Source organism: Paenibacillus chitinolyticus NBRC 15660, from assembly GCF_000739915.1.
GTDB lineage: Bacteria > Bacillota > Bacilli > Paenibacillales > NBRC-103111 > Paenibacillus_F > Paenibacillus_F chitinolyticus.
The window spans coordinates 147,759-165,348 of record NZ_BBJT01000012.1; the positions used below are offsets into that span (position 1 = coordinate 147,759).

At 53.4% G+C, this 17,590-nt stretch carries 14 protein-coding genes and 1 tRNA gene; 10 read left to right on the forward strand and 5 right to left on the reverse strand.

What is annotated here, in order from left to right; genetic code table 11:
• Window positions 1-91: 91 nt before the first annotated feature.
• The 5 genes from prmC to PCH01S_RS24075 form a co-directional block, all read right to left on the reverse strand.
• Entirely contained in the window at window positions 92-997 is a 906-nt protein-coding gene (gene prmC, locus PCH01S_RS24055; RefSeq protein WP_042233916.1) for a peptide chain release factor N(5)-glutamine methyltransferase, read from the reverse strand.
• Between the two features lie 7 nt (window positions 998-1,004).
• Window positions 1,005-2,075, reverse strand: coding sequence for a peptide chain release factor 1 (prfA, locus tag PCH01S_RS24060; RefSeq protein ID WP_042233918.1), 1,071 nt, complete (start codon window positions 2,073-2,075; stop codon window positions 1,005-1,007).
• Between the two features lie 216 nt (window positions 2,076-2,291).
• Entirely contained in the window at window positions 2,292-3,392 is a 1,101-nt protein-coding gene (ychF, locus tag PCH01S_RS24065) for a redox-regulated ATPase YchF (RefSeq protein ID WP_042233919.1), read from the reverse strand.
• A gap of 237 nt (window positions 3,393-3,629) precedes the next feature.
• Window positions 3,630-4,085: a hypothetical protein gene (locus tag PCH01S_RS24070; RefSeq protein ID WP_042233922.1), complete on the reverse strand. Its 456-nt coding sequence runs from the start codon at window positions 4,083-4,085 to the stop codon at window positions 3,630-3,632.
• Between the two features lie 186 nt (window positions 4,086-4,271).
• Window positions 4,272-5,699 (reverse strand): amino acid permease, encoded by a 1,428-nt coding sequence (locus PCH01S_RS24075; protein WP_042233924.1) that lies wholly within the window; start codon window positions 5,697-5,699, stop codon window positions 4,272-4,274.
• 350 nt (window positions 5,700-6,049) lie between these two features.
• Here PCH01S_RS24075 and PCH01S_RS24080 point away from each other — a divergent pair, with 350 nt between their 5' ends.
• The 10 genes from PCH01S_RS24080 to PCH01S_RS24125 all read left to right on the forward strand — a co-directional run bounded on the left by PCH01S_RS24080 (window position 6,050) and on the right by PCH01S_RS24125 (window position 17,538).
• Window positions 6,050-7,276 (forward strand): PucR family transcriptional regulator, encoded by a 1,227-nt coding sequence (locus PCH01S_RS24080; RefSeq protein WP_042234002.1) that lies wholly within the window; start codon window positions 6,050-6,052, stop codon window positions 7,274-7,276.
• A gap of 137 nt (window positions 7,277-7,413) precedes the next feature.
• On the forward strand, window positions 7,414-8,547 hold the full coding sequence (gene ald / locus PCH01S_RS24085) for an alanine dehydrogenase (RefSeq protein WP_042233926.1): 1,134 nt from the start codon (window positions 7,414-7,416) through the stop codon (window positions 8,545-8,547).
• 161 nt (window positions 8,548-8,708) lie between these two features.
• A complete protein-coding gene (gene alr / locus PCH01S_RS24090; protein WP_042233928.1) occupies window positions 8,709-9,911 on the forward strand; it encodes an alanine racemase in 1,203 nt (400 codons plus the stop codon).
• Window positions 9,912-10,499: 588 nt separating this feature from the next.
• Complete coding sequence (gene tadA / locus PCH01S_RS24095; protein WP_042233930.1) at window positions 10,500-11,033, forward strand: tRNA adenosine(34) deaminase TadA; 534 nt, start codon at window positions 10,500-10,502, stop codon at window positions 11,031-11,033.
• Window positions 11,034-11,114: 81 nt separating this feature from the next.
• Window positions 11,115-11,188: transfer RNA gene (locus tag PCH01S_RS24100), tRNA-Arg, on the forward strand.
• A 726-nt stretch (window positions 11,189-11,914) separates the two neighbouring features.
• Window positions 11,915-12,799, forward strand: coding sequence for a class I fructose-bisphosphate aldolase (locus PCH01S_RS24105; RefSeq protein ID WP_042233932.1), 885 nt, complete (start codon window positions 11,915-11,917; stop codon window positions 12,797-12,799).
• Window positions 12,796-13,557, forward strand: coding sequence for an amidohydrolase family protein (locus PCH01S_RS24110; protein WP_042233934.1), 762 nt, complete (start codon window positions 12,796-12,798; stop codon window positions 13,555-13,557). The genes PCH01S_RS24105 and PCH01S_RS24110 overlap by 4 nt, the downstream gene beginning before the upstream one ends.
• Before the next feature lie 27 nt (window positions 13,558-13,584).
• Window positions 13,585-14,934 carry a phenylacetate--CoA ligase family protein gene (locus tag PCH01S_RS24115; protein WP_042233936.1) on the forward strand — a complete coding sequence of 450 codons (1,350 nt, stop codon included), beginning with the start codon at window positions 13,585-13,587 and terminating at the stop codon, window positions 14,932-14,934.
• Window positions 14,935-14,952: 18 nt separating this feature from the next.
• The gene (locus PCH01S_RS24120) at window positions 14,953-16,242 is read left to right on the forward strand and encodes a 3-dehydroquinate synthase II family protein (RefSeq protein ID WP_042233938.1); all 1,290 of its coding nucleotides are present in this window, start codon (window positions 14,953-14,955) and stop codon (window positions 16,240-16,242) included.
• A gap of 66 nt (window positions 16,243-16,308) precedes the next feature.
• On the forward strand, window positions 16,309-17,538 hold the full coding sequence (locus PCH01S_RS24125; protein ID WP_042233940.1) for a phenylacetate--CoA ligase family protein: 1,230 nt from the start codon (window positions 16,309-16,311) through the stop codon (window positions 17,536-17,538).
• Window positions 17,539-17,590 lie beyond the last annotated feature (52 nt).

Consider the following 17,590-nt stretch of genomic DNA (forward strand, 5'->3'; position numbering starts at 1 on the left):
AGGTTTATAGATTTCCCGATAGGGGAAGGGTAATAGTAAACCCTATTTGCCGCGTTGACAAAACCTTCAGCCTCTCTCTGTTAGTGGGAAGCTATTCTTTTTCCGAGGGGTCCTGTATCGCTATGACATGCCGGTCGATCCCCGCCAGGTCCTTCACGAAGCGGATCTCGCTCCACTCCCCCGCTGCGCGCAGCAGGTCCGCCACTGCCTCCGCCTGATGGATGCCGACTTCCAGCCCGACCAGCCTCGGCTGTCTCGGCAGCAGGGGGATCTGGCCGGCCAGCCGCCGGTACAGATCCAGCCCGTCTTCGCCTCCGAACAGCGCGAGATGCGGCTCATAGTCGCGCACCTCCGGCTGCAGCGACGGCGAATCCCCCGCCGGAATGTACGGCGGGTTCGAAACCAGGATGTCGACGGGCAGCTCCCGTTCGACGCAGGGCAGGAGCAGATCGCCCTCGTAGAAGGAGATCCGCTCCCCGACGCCGCACTGTCCGGCGTTGCCCTTGGCGACCTCCAGCGCCTCCGGCGAGAGGTCGCATGCCGCCGCGCGCCAATCGGGGCGCGCGTGCAGCAGGCTCACCGGGATAGCTCCGCTCCCGGTGCCGATATCCGCAAGGAGCGGAGCGCCTTGCGGGAACAGGCGCGAGCCCTCGCGGAGGATTTCCTCCACGAGGAGCTCGGTTTCGGGACGCGGGATTAGGACCGCGTCCGTGACCCGGAGCGTCAGGCCGTAGAACTCCTGCTCGCCGGTGATGTACTGCACCGGCTCCCCCGCGGCCTTACGCTCCACGACCTCGCCCCACTGCTCCGCATGCGCAGCGGGAAAAGGCTCTTCCATCCGGAAGAAGAATTCCGTCCGGTTAAGACCCAGCACGTGCTGAAGCAGAATCTCCGCACAAATAGCCCCGTCCTGGATTTGCCGCTCTTTGAAAAAAGAAGAAGCCTGGGTATAGGCTTCTCGGATTGACATGCCGGCTTGATAAATAAGCCTGTTCATGATGGTTTTATTGCTCCCCTTTTTCAAGAAGCTCGGCCTGCGCCGTCATAGTCAGAGCATTGACGATTTCGCCCATATCTCCGTTCAAGATGGTATCCAGCTTGTGAAGCGTTAGACCGATGCGGTGGTCCGTTACGCGGCTTTGCGGGAAGTTGTAGGTCCGGATGCGCTCGCTGCGGTCACCCGTACCGACCTTGCTCTTACGCTCGCCGGCGTACTTCGCTTCTTCTTCCTGGCGTTTAACATCGTAAATACGAGCGCGCAAAACCTGCAGCGCTTTCGCCTTGTTATCGTTCTGGGACTTGCCGTCCTGGCAGGTCGCCATAATGCCTGTCGGCACGTGGAGAACCCGGACCGCAGACTTCGTCGTATTAACGGACTGACCGCCCGCTCCGCTGGAGCAGAACGTATCGACCCGAATATCGCTGTCCTTGATCTCGATATCGATCTCTTCCATTTCCGGCATTACGCCGACCGTGGAAGTGGACGTATGAATACGGCCGCCCGATTCCGTAACCGGAATCCGCTGAACGCGGTGTGCGCCGCTTTCGTATTTCATTTTGCTGTAAGCGCCCTTGCCGTTGATCATGAAAATAATCTCTTTAAACCCGCCAAGGTCGTTCAGGTTCGCTTCCAGCACTTCGGTTCTCCAGCCTTGGGCGTCCGCATACTTAGAGTACATGCGGTACAGGTCTCCCGCAAACAGAGCGGCCTCATCGCCGCCGGCCGCACCACGGATTTCCACGATTACGTTCTTGTCATCGTTAGGATCTTTAGGCAGCATGAGCACGGTCAGACGCTCTTCCAGCTCGTCTTTGCGGCCGGACAGTTCCTCGATCTCCATTTTCACGAGGTCGCGCATTTCGTCATCAAGCTTCTCAGCCTGCATCGCTTTCGCCGCATCCAGCTGTTCCAGCACGTCTTTGTATTCCACATAAGCATCGTAGGCTTCTTGTAGGTCGGATTGTTCTTTGGAGAATTCCCGGAGCTTCTTCGTGTCGCTCGTTACATCCGGGTCACAGAGCAGCTCGCTCAGTTTCTCATAGCGATCCGCCAGAGCCTGCAAACGATCCAGCATTTGGACCACTCCTTACCATAATGTCAAAATAATCAGGACCTTGCGCTGTTTTTGCAAACAGCTTAAATACTAAAGCGCACCTCTCGGCAGCGGTCAGGATAGTTTACGTCGGTGACCGGTTAACCGTTCAAGAGCCTTTATACCGCCGAGGGATGTACATTTCCGCCTGTTCTATATAACACCGTCTCAAGCTAAGGACACAGCTGTGTCTGCTCCCTAAACGTTGAAACGGAAGTGCATCACGTCGCCGTCCTGCACGATATATTCTTTGCCCTCCAGACGAAGCTGGCCTTTCTCTTTGGCCGCGTTCATCGAGCCGGTTGCGGTCAAATCTTCATAAGATACAACTTCCGCCCGGATAAAACCGCGTTCGAAGTCCGTATGAATGACGGCAGCCGCCTGCGGGGCTTTCGTTCCTTTGCGGATGGTCCACGCTCTTACTTCCTGAACGCCGGCCGTGAAGTACGTGTAGAGACCGAGCAGCTTGTAGGCCGCTTTGATTAGACGGTCAAGACCGGATTCCTGCAGACCGAGCTCTTCCAGGAACATTGCTTTGTCTTCGCCTTCGAGTTCTGCGATCTCGGATTCAACCTTCGCGCTGATGGCCACAACCTCCGCGCCTTCTTGAGCCGCAAACTCGCGGACCTTCTGCACGTAAGGGTTGTTGTCGCCGTCGGCCACTTCCGCTTCGCTCACGTTGGCGGCATAAAGCACGGGCTTCATGGTCAGCAGATGAAGGTCGCGCACAAGCACGCGCTCCTCGTCCGTCAGCTCCACGCTGCGGGCCGGCTGGTCGTTGTACAGAGCTTCCTTGATCTTCTCGAAGCATTCCACTTCAGCGGCATACTGCTTGTTGCCGCCTTTCATATTTTTGCGCGAACGGTCAATGCGCTTCTCCACGGAATCCAGGTCCGCCAGAATCAGCTCCAGGTTAATCGTCTCGATATCCGAGATCGGATCGACTTTACCGGACACGTGGGTAATGTTCTCGTCCACAAAACAGCGGACTACATGCACAATTGCATCCACTTCGCGAATGTTTGCCAAAAATTTATTCCCAAGGCCTTCGCCTTTGCTCGCGCCTTTGACCAGACCTGCAATATCGACGAATTCAAAAGCAGTCGGCACGATCCGGTTCGGATTCACAATATCGGCCAATTTCTGCAATCTTTCGTCAGGCACCTCAACCACACCGACGTTCGGATCAATCGTGCAGAAAGGATAGTTTGCGGATTCGGCACCCGCTTGTGTAATCGCGTTAAATAGCGTCGATTTTCCTACGTTCGGCAACCCGACGATTCCTGCTTTCAAAGCCATGTATGTGACACTCCTTGGTTCTCAAATTAAAAAAATGCACCACATTCTATTATAAACCATTCGTCAAGGGGTTACAATTTGCTTAATTCGGGGGGATCTAGGAGGGCTCCGCTTAACCGATTAGAGTCTTCCGCCCGATAGACGGCCGAACATCCTGTCCCCATTTTAAGAAAAAAAGGTCAGGATGTTCATTTAGCGTGCTTTCGTTATCCGATTCTATGTATGAATTCCATTCTGTCATTTATTTCTCAAGTTTTTGAGCAGACCCGCCGCACATAGTCCGACAAACAGAGCCGTCCCGTGCAGTAAGATCGGAAGCCAGGCGGCGGCATCTACCGGAAGCATCATCCCCCATAGAAAAACGGGCGGGAGCTGAATCAGCACAAGTACGATCGCTATCCCGGCAAGGACGGTACAACTGAGTCCGCAAGCTTTTCCGGGCCGAATCAGTCCGACCAAACCGGCCAGCAAGATGGCCCCCAGGCCGATGGAAAGATAAGCCCAAAGCTTTAACCCGCGGGGCTCGGCCACGATTTCGTGTGCAATAAACTGAATGGAGAATGCCGTTTCTCCTCCCCATATCGGGGTATATAAAATACCCAGCAGCAAGCTGAGCAGACAAGTTCCAAGGATGAACAGGAAATGACCTTTGGCGAATTGCTTTTGTCCCATTGCTTCACGGTTGGCTGACAACCTGACCCCCTCCTGAAAATGCTCTTAGTTTTATAACGACCGGGAGTCCTTAAAGGTTCCAAATCGTGCTTCCAAAAACAAGAGTTTTTCATAAATTTTACTGAAAATAAAAAAAGGCAAGTCCGGACTCTATTTCGGAATCCGTCCTTACCTTATTTAAACGTTTTGTTCATTCAAGAACCGGACTTACAGTTCAGACTGAGGATTAATGTTGATTCCGGCGCTATCGGAGTTCTTTTCGGAAAGCGCGTTTTTCCGGTGATATCCCCTGCCGTAGTAAACGACAACGAGAGCGATCAGCCAGATCGGCCCGACAATCAGCGCGACGCGCGTATCTTCGGAGAAGCCGAGAAGAACAATGACGAGCACGAGGAATGCCAGAGAGATATAGGAAGTATAAGGCGCCAGCGGCATCTTGTACTTAAGATTACGAACTTGATCCGGGCTTAGTTTCTTGCGGTATCTCATTTGGGAGATGAGAATCATCGCCCATGTCCATACGGCTCCGAAAGTGGCGATACTTGTTACCCAGGCAAACACTTTTTCCGGAACGATATAGTTCAGAATGACGCCGATAAGAAGCGCGACGGCCGATACGACGATGGCTTTGCCCGGAACGCCGGTTTTGGACACTTTACGGAAGGAATCCGGCGCCTCGCCCTGCTGAGCCAGGTTGAAGAGCATACGGCCCGTACTGAAAATACCGGAGTTACAGGAAGACAGGGCTGCAGTCAGAACAACGAAGTTGATAATTCCCGCGGCTCCGGGAATTCCGATTTTCTCAAACGTCATGACGAACGGGCTGCCGGCTTTGCCGATTTCATCCCAAGGATAGATGGACATGATGACAACAAGTGCACCGATGTAGAAAATAAGAATACGCCAGAAGACAGTGTCGATGGCTTTTGCCAGGGTTTTCTCAGGGTTCTGGGCTTCGCCCGCCGTTACCCCGATCATCTCAACGCCCAGATAAGCGAACATAACCATCTGGAAAGATAGCAAGAGGCCTGTTACCCCGTTAGGAAGGAATCCTCCGTGGCTCCAAAGGTTGCTGAATCCGACTGCGATGCCGCCGTTGCCGAGTCCGAAGAAGATCATCCCGGCTCCGATAACAATCATGCCGATAATCGTGACAATTTTAATCAGGGCGAACCAGAACTCGAATTCCCCATAAGCTTTAACGGCGATCAGGTTAATGGCGCTCATGAGAACAAGCGCACCAAGGGCCCAGAGCCAGCGCGGAGTTCCCGGGAACCAGTACTCCATATAAATGCCGACTGCCGTAATTTCGGCCATACAAGTGATAATCCAGAGGAACCAGTAGTTCCAACCGGTCAAATATCCGAAAAGCGGTGAAATATGATTTCTCGCATACCGGCTGAACGAGCCGGCTACGGGATTTTCAATGGCCATTTCTCCGAGAGCTCTCATAATGAAGAAAATAACGAGGCCTCCGAGCGCGTAAGCCAGCAGAATGCCGGGACCGGCAAGTTTGATCGCGGATGCGGAGCCGAGAAACAGGCCTACACCAATGGCGGCACCAAGCGACATCAAGGTGATATGTCGTTGTTCCAATCCTCTTTGCAGTTCATTGGTCTGAGTTTTTTTGGACATAGGTACCTCCTGAAAATTCGTATTAAGCGTGTTACTGATTATACCCTCCAGAGGGCATGAAGTCTGTCCAACAAAAGTAACTAATTTCTGTAAAAGTAAGCGTTATCATTTGATTTATGTGTATTGAAAGCGCTTCATTTACAAAAAGAAGTGTAGCATATTTGTGTAGGATCTGTTTTTGTGTGATTATGAGAATGTTTCTTTCGCGTTTTGTGCAAATGCACAAACCGTCGCGCTCCGTCTATGGCTTTTCGCACAATCGTTTTATAATAAAAGTACCGACTATGAACGAACCTACTTATATAAAAGAAACCGCTTCGCAAGCCAAAGGAAATGGAGTCAAGACCCGTATGAGCAACGAATTAAATCCGTTTGACCGAAGTTTTGAAAGTTTGGAAGCACTGGCGGATACCATCAGCGAGGTGCTCGGCTGCGCCATCACCATAGAAGACGCCAATCATCGGCTGATCGCGTACAGCACGCACGAAGCTCAGACCGACCCCGTACGGATCGCCACGATCGTCGGCCGCCGCGTGCCCGAGAAGGTTATCGCCAGCCTCTGGCGCGAAGGGTTTATTCAGCAGTTGATGAAAAGCGAGGACCCCGTGCCCATCAAAGCGCTGGATGACGTTAAGCTCGGCCGCCGCATCGCCATTTCCATCCGCAACAACCGCGAGGTGCTGGGCTACATTTGGGTGCTGGAGGATGCCCGCTTATTGGAAGAAGCCGATTTCCTTCAGCTTAAGCACGCCTCCCGCGCGGCCAAAACCAAGCTGCTGCAGCTGCAGCAGCAGAAACGCAAGGAGCAGGAAGGATTCGAGGATTTCTTCTGGCAGCTGCTCACCGGCCATATTTCCTCGGGCGACGTCGTCCGGCAAAAGTCTGACAAGCTCGGCATTCCTCTCATGGACTGCTTCCAGGTCATGATCGTCGAATTCGATTCGGATATCAGCGAGCAGAGGGCTCAGCAGATCCGGTACCTTATCAGCACGACTCAGCGGATTCGGATCGCCCTTCATATTGTCGACCGCACCCAGCTTGTTCTGCTCGGGACCTCTTCTTCCCGTAATCAGTTTGCGGCGGATTCCTCGGAGTTCCTGCGGCTCTTTGCTCAGCAGATGAAAGACCGGTTCGGCGTCTCGCCCGGACAAACCGCTATCGGCAATATCTATGAAGACTATGGCCTTGTCGAAAAAAGCTACCGGGAGGCTCTCTCCGTTCTTCAGGTGAAGCGGCAGTTTCCCCAGGAAACGAAACGGTTTATCCATTACCGGGATCTCGGTTTCTATCGCTTTCTTCCTCTTATGGCCGAGGAAAACCGAATTCACGCCCATACCAATCCATCCCTGCTTAAACTGCGCCAGTACGACCGGGAGCATAACGGCAATCTCCTGCATACACTGGAAATATTTCTTCTGCAGGACAGCAACGTCAAAGACGCCGCCGATGCTCTCCACGTTCATACCAACACGCTAAACTACCGGCTGAAACGAATTTCCGAGATTGGCAACATCGATTTGAAAGATATGGACCAGAAAGTCAGCCTATATCTCGATTTGAAAAGCGAAAAACTTTAGCGCCACTCGGCAATCTGTGGCAAGCTTTGTGGATTTACACAAAAAGCGGGCTCTTTTTTCTCGTAAGTACACGAAGCAAAAAAGCGTTTTCATAACTATACTAACCTTAGATTTCCTAATCTAAGGAGGCAGTTCTTATGCGGATTGGTGTACCTAAAGAAATTAAAAACAACGAAAATCGTGTCGCCGTAACTCCTTCGGGTGTTGTGGCTTTTGTTAAAGCAGGTCATGAAGTTCTAGTGGAGAAGAACGCCGGTATCGGAAGCGGATTTACGAACGAAGAATACTTAACGGCAGGAGCTTCCCTGATCGATCAAGCGGCGGATGTATGGGCCGGAGCGGACATGATTATGAAGGTTAAAGAACCGCTCGCTTCCGAGTATGACTACTTCCGCGAAGGTCTCATTCTCTTCACTTACCTTCACCTTGCGGCAGAGCCTGAGCTGGCTAAAGCACTCACGGAAAAAGGCGTAACGGCTATCGCTTACGAAACCGTTGAAGTGAACCGTACGCTTCCTCTGCTGACTCCGATGAGCGAAGTGGCCGGACGCATGTCCGCTCAAATCGGCGCTCAGTTCCTGGAGAAACCGCACGGCGGCAAAGGGATCCTTCTTGCGGGCGTACCGGGTGTACAGCGCGGTAAAGTAACCGTTATCGGCGGCGGTGTCGTAGGTACGAACGCGGCGAAGCTTGCGGTCGGTCTGGGCGCGGACGTAACGATCATCGATCTTAGCCCTGAACGCCTTCGTCAGCTGGACGACCTGTTCGGCAATCAGGTAAACACGCTGATGTCCAACCCGCTGAACATCGCGGAAGCGGTAGCGGCTTCGGACCTCGTGATCGGCGCCGTTCTCATTCCGGGCGCCAAAGCGCCTAAGCTGGTTTCCGAAGCGATGATCGCTTCCATGAAACCGGGCTCCGTAGTCGTTGACGTGGCCGTCGACCAAGGCGGTATCATCGAAACCGTCGACAAAATCACGACGCACGACAATCCGACTTACGTGAAGCATGGAGTCGTTCACTATGCGGTTGCCAACATGCCGGGTGCGGTTCCGCGCACGTCTACTCTGGCGCTGACCAACGTCACCCTCCCTTATGCCCTGCAAATCGCAGGCAAAGGCGTACTGCAAGCCGTGAAAGACAACGCCGCTCTTCAGCTTGGCGTCAACGTTGCCGGCGGTTCCATTACGTATGAAGCGGTTGCCCGCGATCTTGGCTACGAATACGTGCCGGTCGGCAAGGCTTTGGACAAAATTTCGGTTTCTTCCTAAACCGGTCCTATTCTTAGACTCAGCCAACCGCATCAGATACTTTAAACTTTAACGAAATTATACCGCGGTTTCCGCGGCTTTCATCCCCTCGAAGCTGCTTCGGGGGGATTTACCTCTTTTCGGGTTAGTTCTCGTCAATTTGTTTTGGAGGCGAATTCTGCATGCATCCTGCCAGTTACCGCGATACTTGGGCGGAAATTTCGCTAGACGCGATCGAACACAATGCCCGTACATTCAAAAAAAATCTGCAACGCGGCTGCAAGCTGATGGCGGTCGTCAAAGCCGACGGATACGGCCACGGAGCGTACGAAACGGCACGTGCCGCTCTCCGCGCAGGCGCGGAATATCTCGCCGTAGCTCTGCTGGACGAAGCGCTGGAGCTGCGTGCGGCCGGCATCACGGAGCCGTTGCTTGTGCTGGGCTATACGCCGCCCCGTTCCGTCGAGAAAGCCGTTCGCGCCGGCGTGACGCTCACGGTGTTTACGACCGACGTGCTGGAGGCGGTCGAGGCCGCAGCAGCGGTGTCGTCCCGAACGCCGGCACGCATCCATCTCAAAGTAGATACCGGCATGACCCGGATCGGCGTGAGAACAGCGGAGGAAGCCCGCAGCATCGCCCGCCAAGCCATTCAGACGCCGGGTGTGGCGCTTGAAGGGATCTTTACGCACTTCGCAACCGCCGACAGCGCGGACGATACTTTTACCCGCGAGCAGTTCCGGCGGTTTATGAACATCGTCGATCACATCTCCGATGACGGGATCGACATCCCGCTGCGCCACTGCTGCAACAGCGCCGCTACGATGCAGTATCCCGACATGCACCTGGACATGGTCCGTGTCGGGATCAGCCTGTACGGCCTGCTGCCCTCCGTAGCCTCCGAGCGGGACACTCACCCTCTGAAACCGGCGATGCAGTTCAAGACCCGGCTCGTTCAGGTGAAGGATGTCGAGGTCGGAACGCCGGTCAGCTACGGCGGCACATTCATCGCCGAACGGCCCACCCGGATCGGCACTATCCCAGCCGGATATGCGGACGGTCTCTCCAGGTCCCTTTCCAACCGCGGAGATATGCTCCTGCACGGAAGGCGCGTCAGAATCGCCGGCAGAGTGTGCATGGATCAGACGATGCTGGATATTACGGACGTGGAGAATACCGAGGAAGGCGATCCGGTGACGATCTTCGGCAAATCCGGAGACGCGTTTCTTCATGTGGATGAAATCGCGGAACTGATGGACACCATCAATTACGAAGTCGTTTGCCTGATCGGAAAACGGGTCCCGAGAGTGTACCTTTATAAAGGGAAGCCCGCAGCCTCGGTCAACCATTTGATCGGTGAAATACCTGCTCAGGATTCTCCGTCCTGATAAATATGAAAAAGCCCCGGTTCCTCCCCATATTCCGGAGCCCGGTTATAATAAGAACCCGTTCCCTCTTTAGGGAGCGGGTTCTTTTTTTCGTGGTCAAGCCATGGTATATTCAATAAGTTAGTCACACCCTATCCACAGATTTATCACTTGTCAACATCGTTATCCACAAGATGTTAACAAAAATTCACCGAAAAACGTTATCCACTTGTGGGTAACGTTTGAGAATTCTCGGATTTTCCGATTAGTGCAATTTTGATCTTTTAAATTATGTTTGAATTTTCCGAATATTACAACTAAACTGAATTTTCCTCAGTATTCACGCGGGTTTACGCTCCGCGCTTTTCTCTTCTTTTATACCTTATCCTTAAACGCAATGGGTCTATTTAGCCTTTTTTATAATCCACCTTGTTTGCTTGCATCGCTTATTTTGGATAGACTAATGTACGATGTGCAGGTACAATGAATAAAGTTATCCACATTTTTATCCACAACATGTTAACAAAGGGAATAAACGTTCGGGGCATAACTTCATTTTCTTCCCTCACAACTGCTGTAACAGGCCGGACAAGGAGCAGAAACAACTTTATGGAAACCGTACAATTTCACCACGATTCTCATGATCCTATACAAGCCGAGCACGAAAAATGGATGCGGGAAGCCATGCTCGAAGCGGACAAAGCAAAAGCGCTGATGGAAGTTCCCATCGGGGCCGTGATTGTCCGCGGCGGCGAGATTATCGGGCGCGGCCACAACCTGCGCGAAACCTCGCTAGATCCTACCGCTCATGCGGAGATCATCGCGATACGCGAAGCCAGCGAGAAGCTGGGAGCCTGGCGGCTGCTGGACTGCAAGCTCTACGTCACGCTGGAGCCGTGTCCGATGTGCGCGGGCGCTATCGTCCAGTCGCGCGTTCCCCAAGTGATCTACGGCACGCCAGATCCCAAAGCGGGCTGCGCCGGAACGCTGATGAACCTGCTGCAGGAAGAGCGCTTCAACCACTGCGTGGACGTGATCAGCGGGGTACTGCAGCCCGAGTGCGCTTCCCAGCTGACCGATTTCTTCCGGGAACTGCGCCGCAGGGCCAAGGAAGCGAAGAAGGCACTTCCGGCGGAGGAGTAACCTCGCTCCTGCAAGGTTTTGCCTTGGAGATTCTTCCTCCCTTAAACCATTCTGTGGTATACTGAATAACGGAATTTATATGCGCCCGTAGCTCAGCAGGATAGAGCGACAGTTTCCTAAACTGCAGGTCGGAGGTTCGAATCCTCTCGGGCGCGTTCTTTATTCGCTCAAAAACCCTTGTATATCAAGGGTTTTTTCTTTTTTACAGCATAAATTAAACTCGGCATAGGAATGAGCGTTTACTTGTGGGGTTAATTTGGGAAGCATTCCTCTTTTGCAGAGCCGGTTTTCTTTTCTTCCTCCAACCGACAAATTATTTTTACAATTTATTACAAATTTTAACCGAGATTAAAAATATATTCTCCTCCCATTTCGCTTCACTCCGCTTCTTATATAGCGAAGTTGATTCTTGATTAGCATTTTTCCCCCTTCGTTCCCTTACTCCAATCAGGGTTTCCGAATTCACCCATCATCTGCTTCATTTCCTCCCGCCATTTAAAAACAGCCCGACCAAAATTAAATACTAAAACTTAATTTAAAGATTTTTGAGCAATTTAACGAAATTTTAATTTACTTTTTTTGTCTAAAAAAGTAAAATCATAGTTGAAGAGATGGTTATGGATGTTTATGTATCTATTTACATTTCATCCATTTCGAATCTATTGGCCTACTTCCTCTTTTCACCCCTATCTTCCGAATTATTCGTACTGTGACGAAAGAACGATTTTTTGAGATCCTCACTTCATGACCATCCATAATATTCAGCAACAATCTTTTAGCTTTGCGCTTTTTCGCCTGTCCGGTATCACTTCCATTTTCGTACAGTTCAGAAAATGGGGTTCTTTCTTATTTTGCACGTTCATCGGAAAGGAGATCTATGTATGAGTAAATTGCTGCGTCTTTCAAAGATTTTTCATCCGAAATCCGGTCGCGCTTTCATGCTTCCGGTAGATCACGGCACCACCTACGGACCTCTTAACGGAATCTCCTCCATGCCGGCTTTGCTTCGTATGGCCAACCGGTTCCGGCTGCAGGCTATCATTGCTCATAAGGGGGCCATCCGCCGTGCCCTTGAAAGCAGTGAATCGCCGTGGGGAACCGAATTTATTCTCCATCTCTCAGCTTCCACTCAAATGTCACCGGATATGTCCAATAAGCAGATCGTATCGACTGTCCGTCACGGCCTGCAAATCGGGGCTATCGGCCTTTCCGTACATATTAACCTGGGCGTCCCCCAGGAACATGAGATGCTGCGCGACCTAGGTCTTATCTGTGATGAGGCTTATGCTTGGGGCCTTCCGGTCCTGGCAATGATGAACGTTCCTGAAGAAGATCTTTCGGGGGGAGCGGCGGTGACCAATAAAATAGCCCATGCCGTCCGTGTTGCCGGAGAATTGGGCGCGGATCTTGTCAAAGTCCAGACGCCGGTTACTCCGCAGAGAGCGGCTGAAGCCGTAGCCGCTTTTAACATTCCCGTTCTGATGGCCGGAGGAAGCTCGGTCGGCGACAAGCTTGCTTTTTTCCGTGGAATCAGGGAAATGCTCGATGCCGGGGGCAAAGGTCTGTGCATAGGCCGGAATCTGTTCGAGGATTCCCGTCCCGATGATATGTGCCGTGCGCTCAGAGATCTGGTTCATAAGGACTGCAGCGCGGAGGAAGCTTACGAGACCTATTTAGCCGCCTCCTCGCGGATGCCGCTTATCGCGAAGCAGACGGATCACGGAATTTCCGCCGCACAATTTGACCCCTGGGAGGAATACGCATGATCATTGATGGCCACGCTCACATATCGAGACAGGATTACAGCAGCCCCGAACGGCTGCTGGACGATATGAAATCGGCAGGTATAGACAAAGCCGTCCTGGTGCCGGGCGGCATGCTGGACGTTAGGCGCATGACCCGGTACGTCACCGGACAGGAAAAGCCGATCCTGAAGGATCCGCCCAACGATACCGTGCTGGATATTATCCGTGAATACCCGGACAAATTTTACGGAATCTGCTGCATTAATCCTAACGACGGGGCTCCGGCGGCTCTGGCTTCCCTAGAGAAGGCCTATCGAAACGGCTTCAAAGGCCTCAAGATGTCCCCTCTTGTCCATCAGGTTTCTCTTATGGGAGACGTCGTCAAAGAGCTTGCCGCCCTGTGCGGGGACTATGGAATTCCCTTCTATACGCACCTAGTTATTCAAGCAAACGCAAACACGGCCGCGCTGGGTTCTCTCGCCGAGGCTTTTCCCAGTACTAACTTCGTTATCGGCCATATGGGCTTCGGCCCGCTCGACATAGATGCCATAGAATTAGCCGCACGAAGGGACAACGTTTACCTGGAAACGTCTACGGGCAACCCGCTGGCGATTCAGACCGCTGTTAAACAGGCGGGGCCGGATAAACTTATGTTCGGTTCCGAGTTCCCCTTGTCGGACCCGTTCGTAGAAAAGGTCAAAATCGACCGTCTCTCTATCTCCGATGCGGATAAGGAAACGATTTTGCATCATACGATTTCACGTTTGCTTGGATTATAATATTCGCCGTATAAGGAGGGAAAGCACGTGGCCGTAACAGCCAGAAGCCAAATCGAATTGATGTCCGGACAAAAAGCGGCGGACAGGTTCGAACCGCACGTCCGGTGGCTTAACAGCCTGACCGAACGCGGAATGTCGGTAGAAAACCTGAGCCAGGCGGAAGTCGATGCTTATCACCGGAGGGCCTTACGCAGTTTACTTCAATTTGTGTATGAAACCAACGAGTATTACAAACAGCGTATCGATATCACCGGTCTGACTCCCGAAGAAGCATCCAATCCGGCTTTATTTGCCCAACTGCCTTTCCTGACAAAGGAAGACTTGCGCAATGATCCGCGCTGCATCATTTGTTCGCCTGATCTGGCTCATATCCATACTTCGACCGGCACAACCGGAGGCAAGCCGATCTTTATCGGACATACTTTGAATGATCTTTATCGGCTGGATACGGCTCCCCGCTACCCATCCCTTATGCAGAACACGCGAAATACCGTAGTCGGAAACGCCTTACCCTACGAAATGAGCTCGTCCGGGCTTTCATTCCACAGGGTGTTCCAATATATGCAGGACTGCTGCGTACTGCCTGTCGGCAAAGGGGGAGCTTACTCCCAACCCGATAAGGCTCTTGAATGCATGCTGGCCTGGGATATGCAAACCTTGGTTATTGCTCCTTCCTACGCCGTGACCCTGGCTGAACATGCGCAGAAACTAGGAATGGACCTTCATCGGGATTTCAACTTGCAGCATTTGTTTTTGACCGGCGAGGGTGCTTCACCCGCTCTTCGCGAACGGATCGAACGGATCTGGAGTACACCGGTGACAACCTGGTACGGGTCGCTTGAGGTAGGCCTGATCGGGATCGAATGCCTGGAGCATCAAGGTTACCATTTGGCGGAAGGCCATAATTATACTGAAATCGTTCATCCCGTTACAGGGGAGCCGCAGGCTCCCGGCATCGTCGGCGAAGTCGTTCTCACTACCCTGATGCGCGACGGCATGCCCATAATCCGGTACAAAACCGGAGACCTCGGCTGCATCGAGGATGGTCCCTGCCCTTGCGGCTGCCGTCTGCGCCGTTTGCAGCTGAGGGGCCGTATGGGCGATCAGCTCGCCCTTAACAGCGGGAATTTTTCTCCCCTGTATCTGGAACAACAGCTCCTGCAAATCGGCGGTACAGGAAACTGGTACCAATTTATCGTTGAAAACGGGGAGCTGTCCATACTCGTCGAAGCTTCCGATTCAAGCGTAGACCGGGCGGAGCTATTAACGGAGATAAAACTGCGTATCGAAGCGAGCATCCAGCAATCCTGCGACGTTCAAGTCGTCGATTACGTGGAGCGAGACGCGGGAAAAGCCAGACGGGTTATTCGACTATAACAAGAGGAGATCTGCTAAATGAGTAAAGCGCTGAAAGAAACGCCTGATATCAATCCGAAGGCATCTAATGATTCCACCACCCAGCCAACCGAAAAACCGGCCGAAACGAAAACAAACGGTACAGCCGCTCCGGTTTCCAGCCTCAATCAGGCCAAAAATAAACCTATCGCGCCCGTGCGCAGCAAATACGCGTGGTTCGATATCAGTTCTTTAACCGCACCGGAGCAATGGGGCGCTATCGTACAAGCTCTGCCTCACCAGAAATTCACCGGCGTCGTAGCCAACGAGCAGCAGGTGAAGCAGCTTCCTCCGACTTTGGATAAAATCACCTATGTCGTGGGCACTCCTTCTCCCGATAAGCTGACGGCTTTAAATGAAGCCTACGACATCGTTATCTTGGAACCGTCGGTGATCGGCAGCAGCTGGTTCAGACGCAACCGTGAAGCCATTACCTGTAAAATCGGCACGAGCGTGAATGTAACGGACCCTGAGTCTTTGCAGCTCGCTGTAGCCATGACCCACGAGGTGTCTCTGCTAATTGTCGAATTCCGCGACGATACAAAAATTCCGCTTGAAATCGTTCTGGCCGACGCCCAGAATTTCGGTACCGAAGTGGTCATGAAAGTACGCGACGATATCGAAGCGAAAGTCGTCTTCGGCGTACTTGAATGCGGGGCGGATGGCGTCCTGATCGCGTCGGGCGATCTCGGCCAAGTGTATGCGGTCGGCGAAGTAATTACTTCAACGGGCCAAAAAGGCGGTCAGCCGCTTCAGAAGCTGACCATTGTACGGACGGAGCATGTCGGCATGGGCGATCGCGCCTGTATCGACCTGACGAGCTATCTCGGCCTCGACGAGGGTGTGCTGCTCGGTTCCTTCTCCTGTGGGGGCATTCTTGCCTGCAGCGAGACACACCCGCTTCCGTATATGCCGACGAGACCTTTCCGCATCAATGCGGGCAGCCTGCACACCTATGTACTGGCACCGGATAACCGGACCTGGTACTTGTCCGACCTGCGATCGGGAATGGAAGTCCTCGTCGTCAGCACATCCGGCAAAGCGAGACGCGTTTCGGTCGGCCGCGTGAAAATCGAGCGGCGCCCTCTGCTTTATATCGAAGCCCGGGCGGAAGACGGAACGACTCTTAATGTCATTATGCAAGAGGACTGGCATGTGCGCGTATTCGGCACGGAGGGCCAGCCGATCAACATTACGACATTAAAGCCGGGCGACCAGGTGCTAGGCTATACGATGGACCCCGGCAGACATGTCGGCGTGAAAGTCGACGAGCTGATTATCGAACAGTAAGCGCCGCCTCTAAAGCCAGATCCCTTGGGATCTGCAAGCCCATACCCATATAAGGGGGAACAGCCTGTGTCCGTGAAATTTACCGCCCTTATGGAGCGATTGGAACAATCACCTTTCTATAGACAACACCTTTCGGCAGAGGAACGGGAAATAAGAGATATTTCCCGCATCGGTGAGCTGCCGCTTACGACCAAAGACCACCTCCGTGAAGCGGGTCCCTGGAATCTGCTGGCGGTGCCGCCGGAGGCGGTCTGCCAGTACTTCGAAACGTTCGGAACGACCGGTTTGCCCGCTTCAGCCTGGTACACCGTGCGGGATCTGGAGGCGGGAGGCCGTCAGATCGGTGACTCCGGCCTGCGCCTTAGACCCGGGGACCGGCTGCTTAACCGGTTCCCTTACGCGCTGTCCCTGCCGGCTCACCTGGTTCAACAGGCCGCGCGGCAGGCGGGCGCATGCGTGCTTCCGGCCAGCAGTCGGAACACGATGACGCCATATCCGCGCGTCATCGAACTGCTGCGCAAGTTGAAGGTAACGGTGATGACGGGCCTTCCCCGCGAGATGGAGATACTGGCGGAAACCGCACGGCTGCACGGGCTCGGCCGCCGGGAAGATTTCCCTCACCTCCGGGCCATCGGCGTCGCGGGAGAACTTCTGGCCGAGGCGCGCCGGAAGAAGATTGAAGAGCTTTGGGGTGTGCCGGTTTACAACTTGTACGGCTCTACCGAGACGGCCAACATAGCCGCGATGTGCGAACATGGCGTCCTGCACGTGGCCGAAGAAGATTTCTTCGTCGAAGTGCTGCAAGAAGACCTGTCAGCGTCGGTTGAACCCGGCGGGGGCAAAGGGCTTGCCGTGATCACCACGCTGACCCACGAGGGATCCCCTCTTCTCCGATATTTGAACGGAGACGTGATCTCCCTCGAGGAAGTCAGTTGTCCGTGCGGCAGAAGCGGCCACAGGCTGACCCATTACGGCCGGCAGCTGGACAGACTGGAGGTTGCCGGCCGAATCTTGGAACCGGCGGACATTCACGACGCCGTGTATTCGCTGCCGGACCTGCCGGACGCCTGGAAAGTAACGCCCGCGCAAGGCGGGCTCCGCTTTACGTTCGAATGGCCGGACAAAGACGCCGGAGTGCTCCCACGACTTGCGGCGATACTCGCCGAAAAGCTGCAGCTGCCGGTTGTCGTTGAGCCGGGTGAGCCGGGAGCCCTGTTTGATCGCCGCCTGCTTCTTGAGCGGCAGGTCAGCACCAAGCCCCTTTACATCGTAAAGCCGGCAGAGGTTGTGCTTTAAACCGTCGGAACGTTCGGCGTTTATCCCGATAGGATCGAAACCAATAAAATCC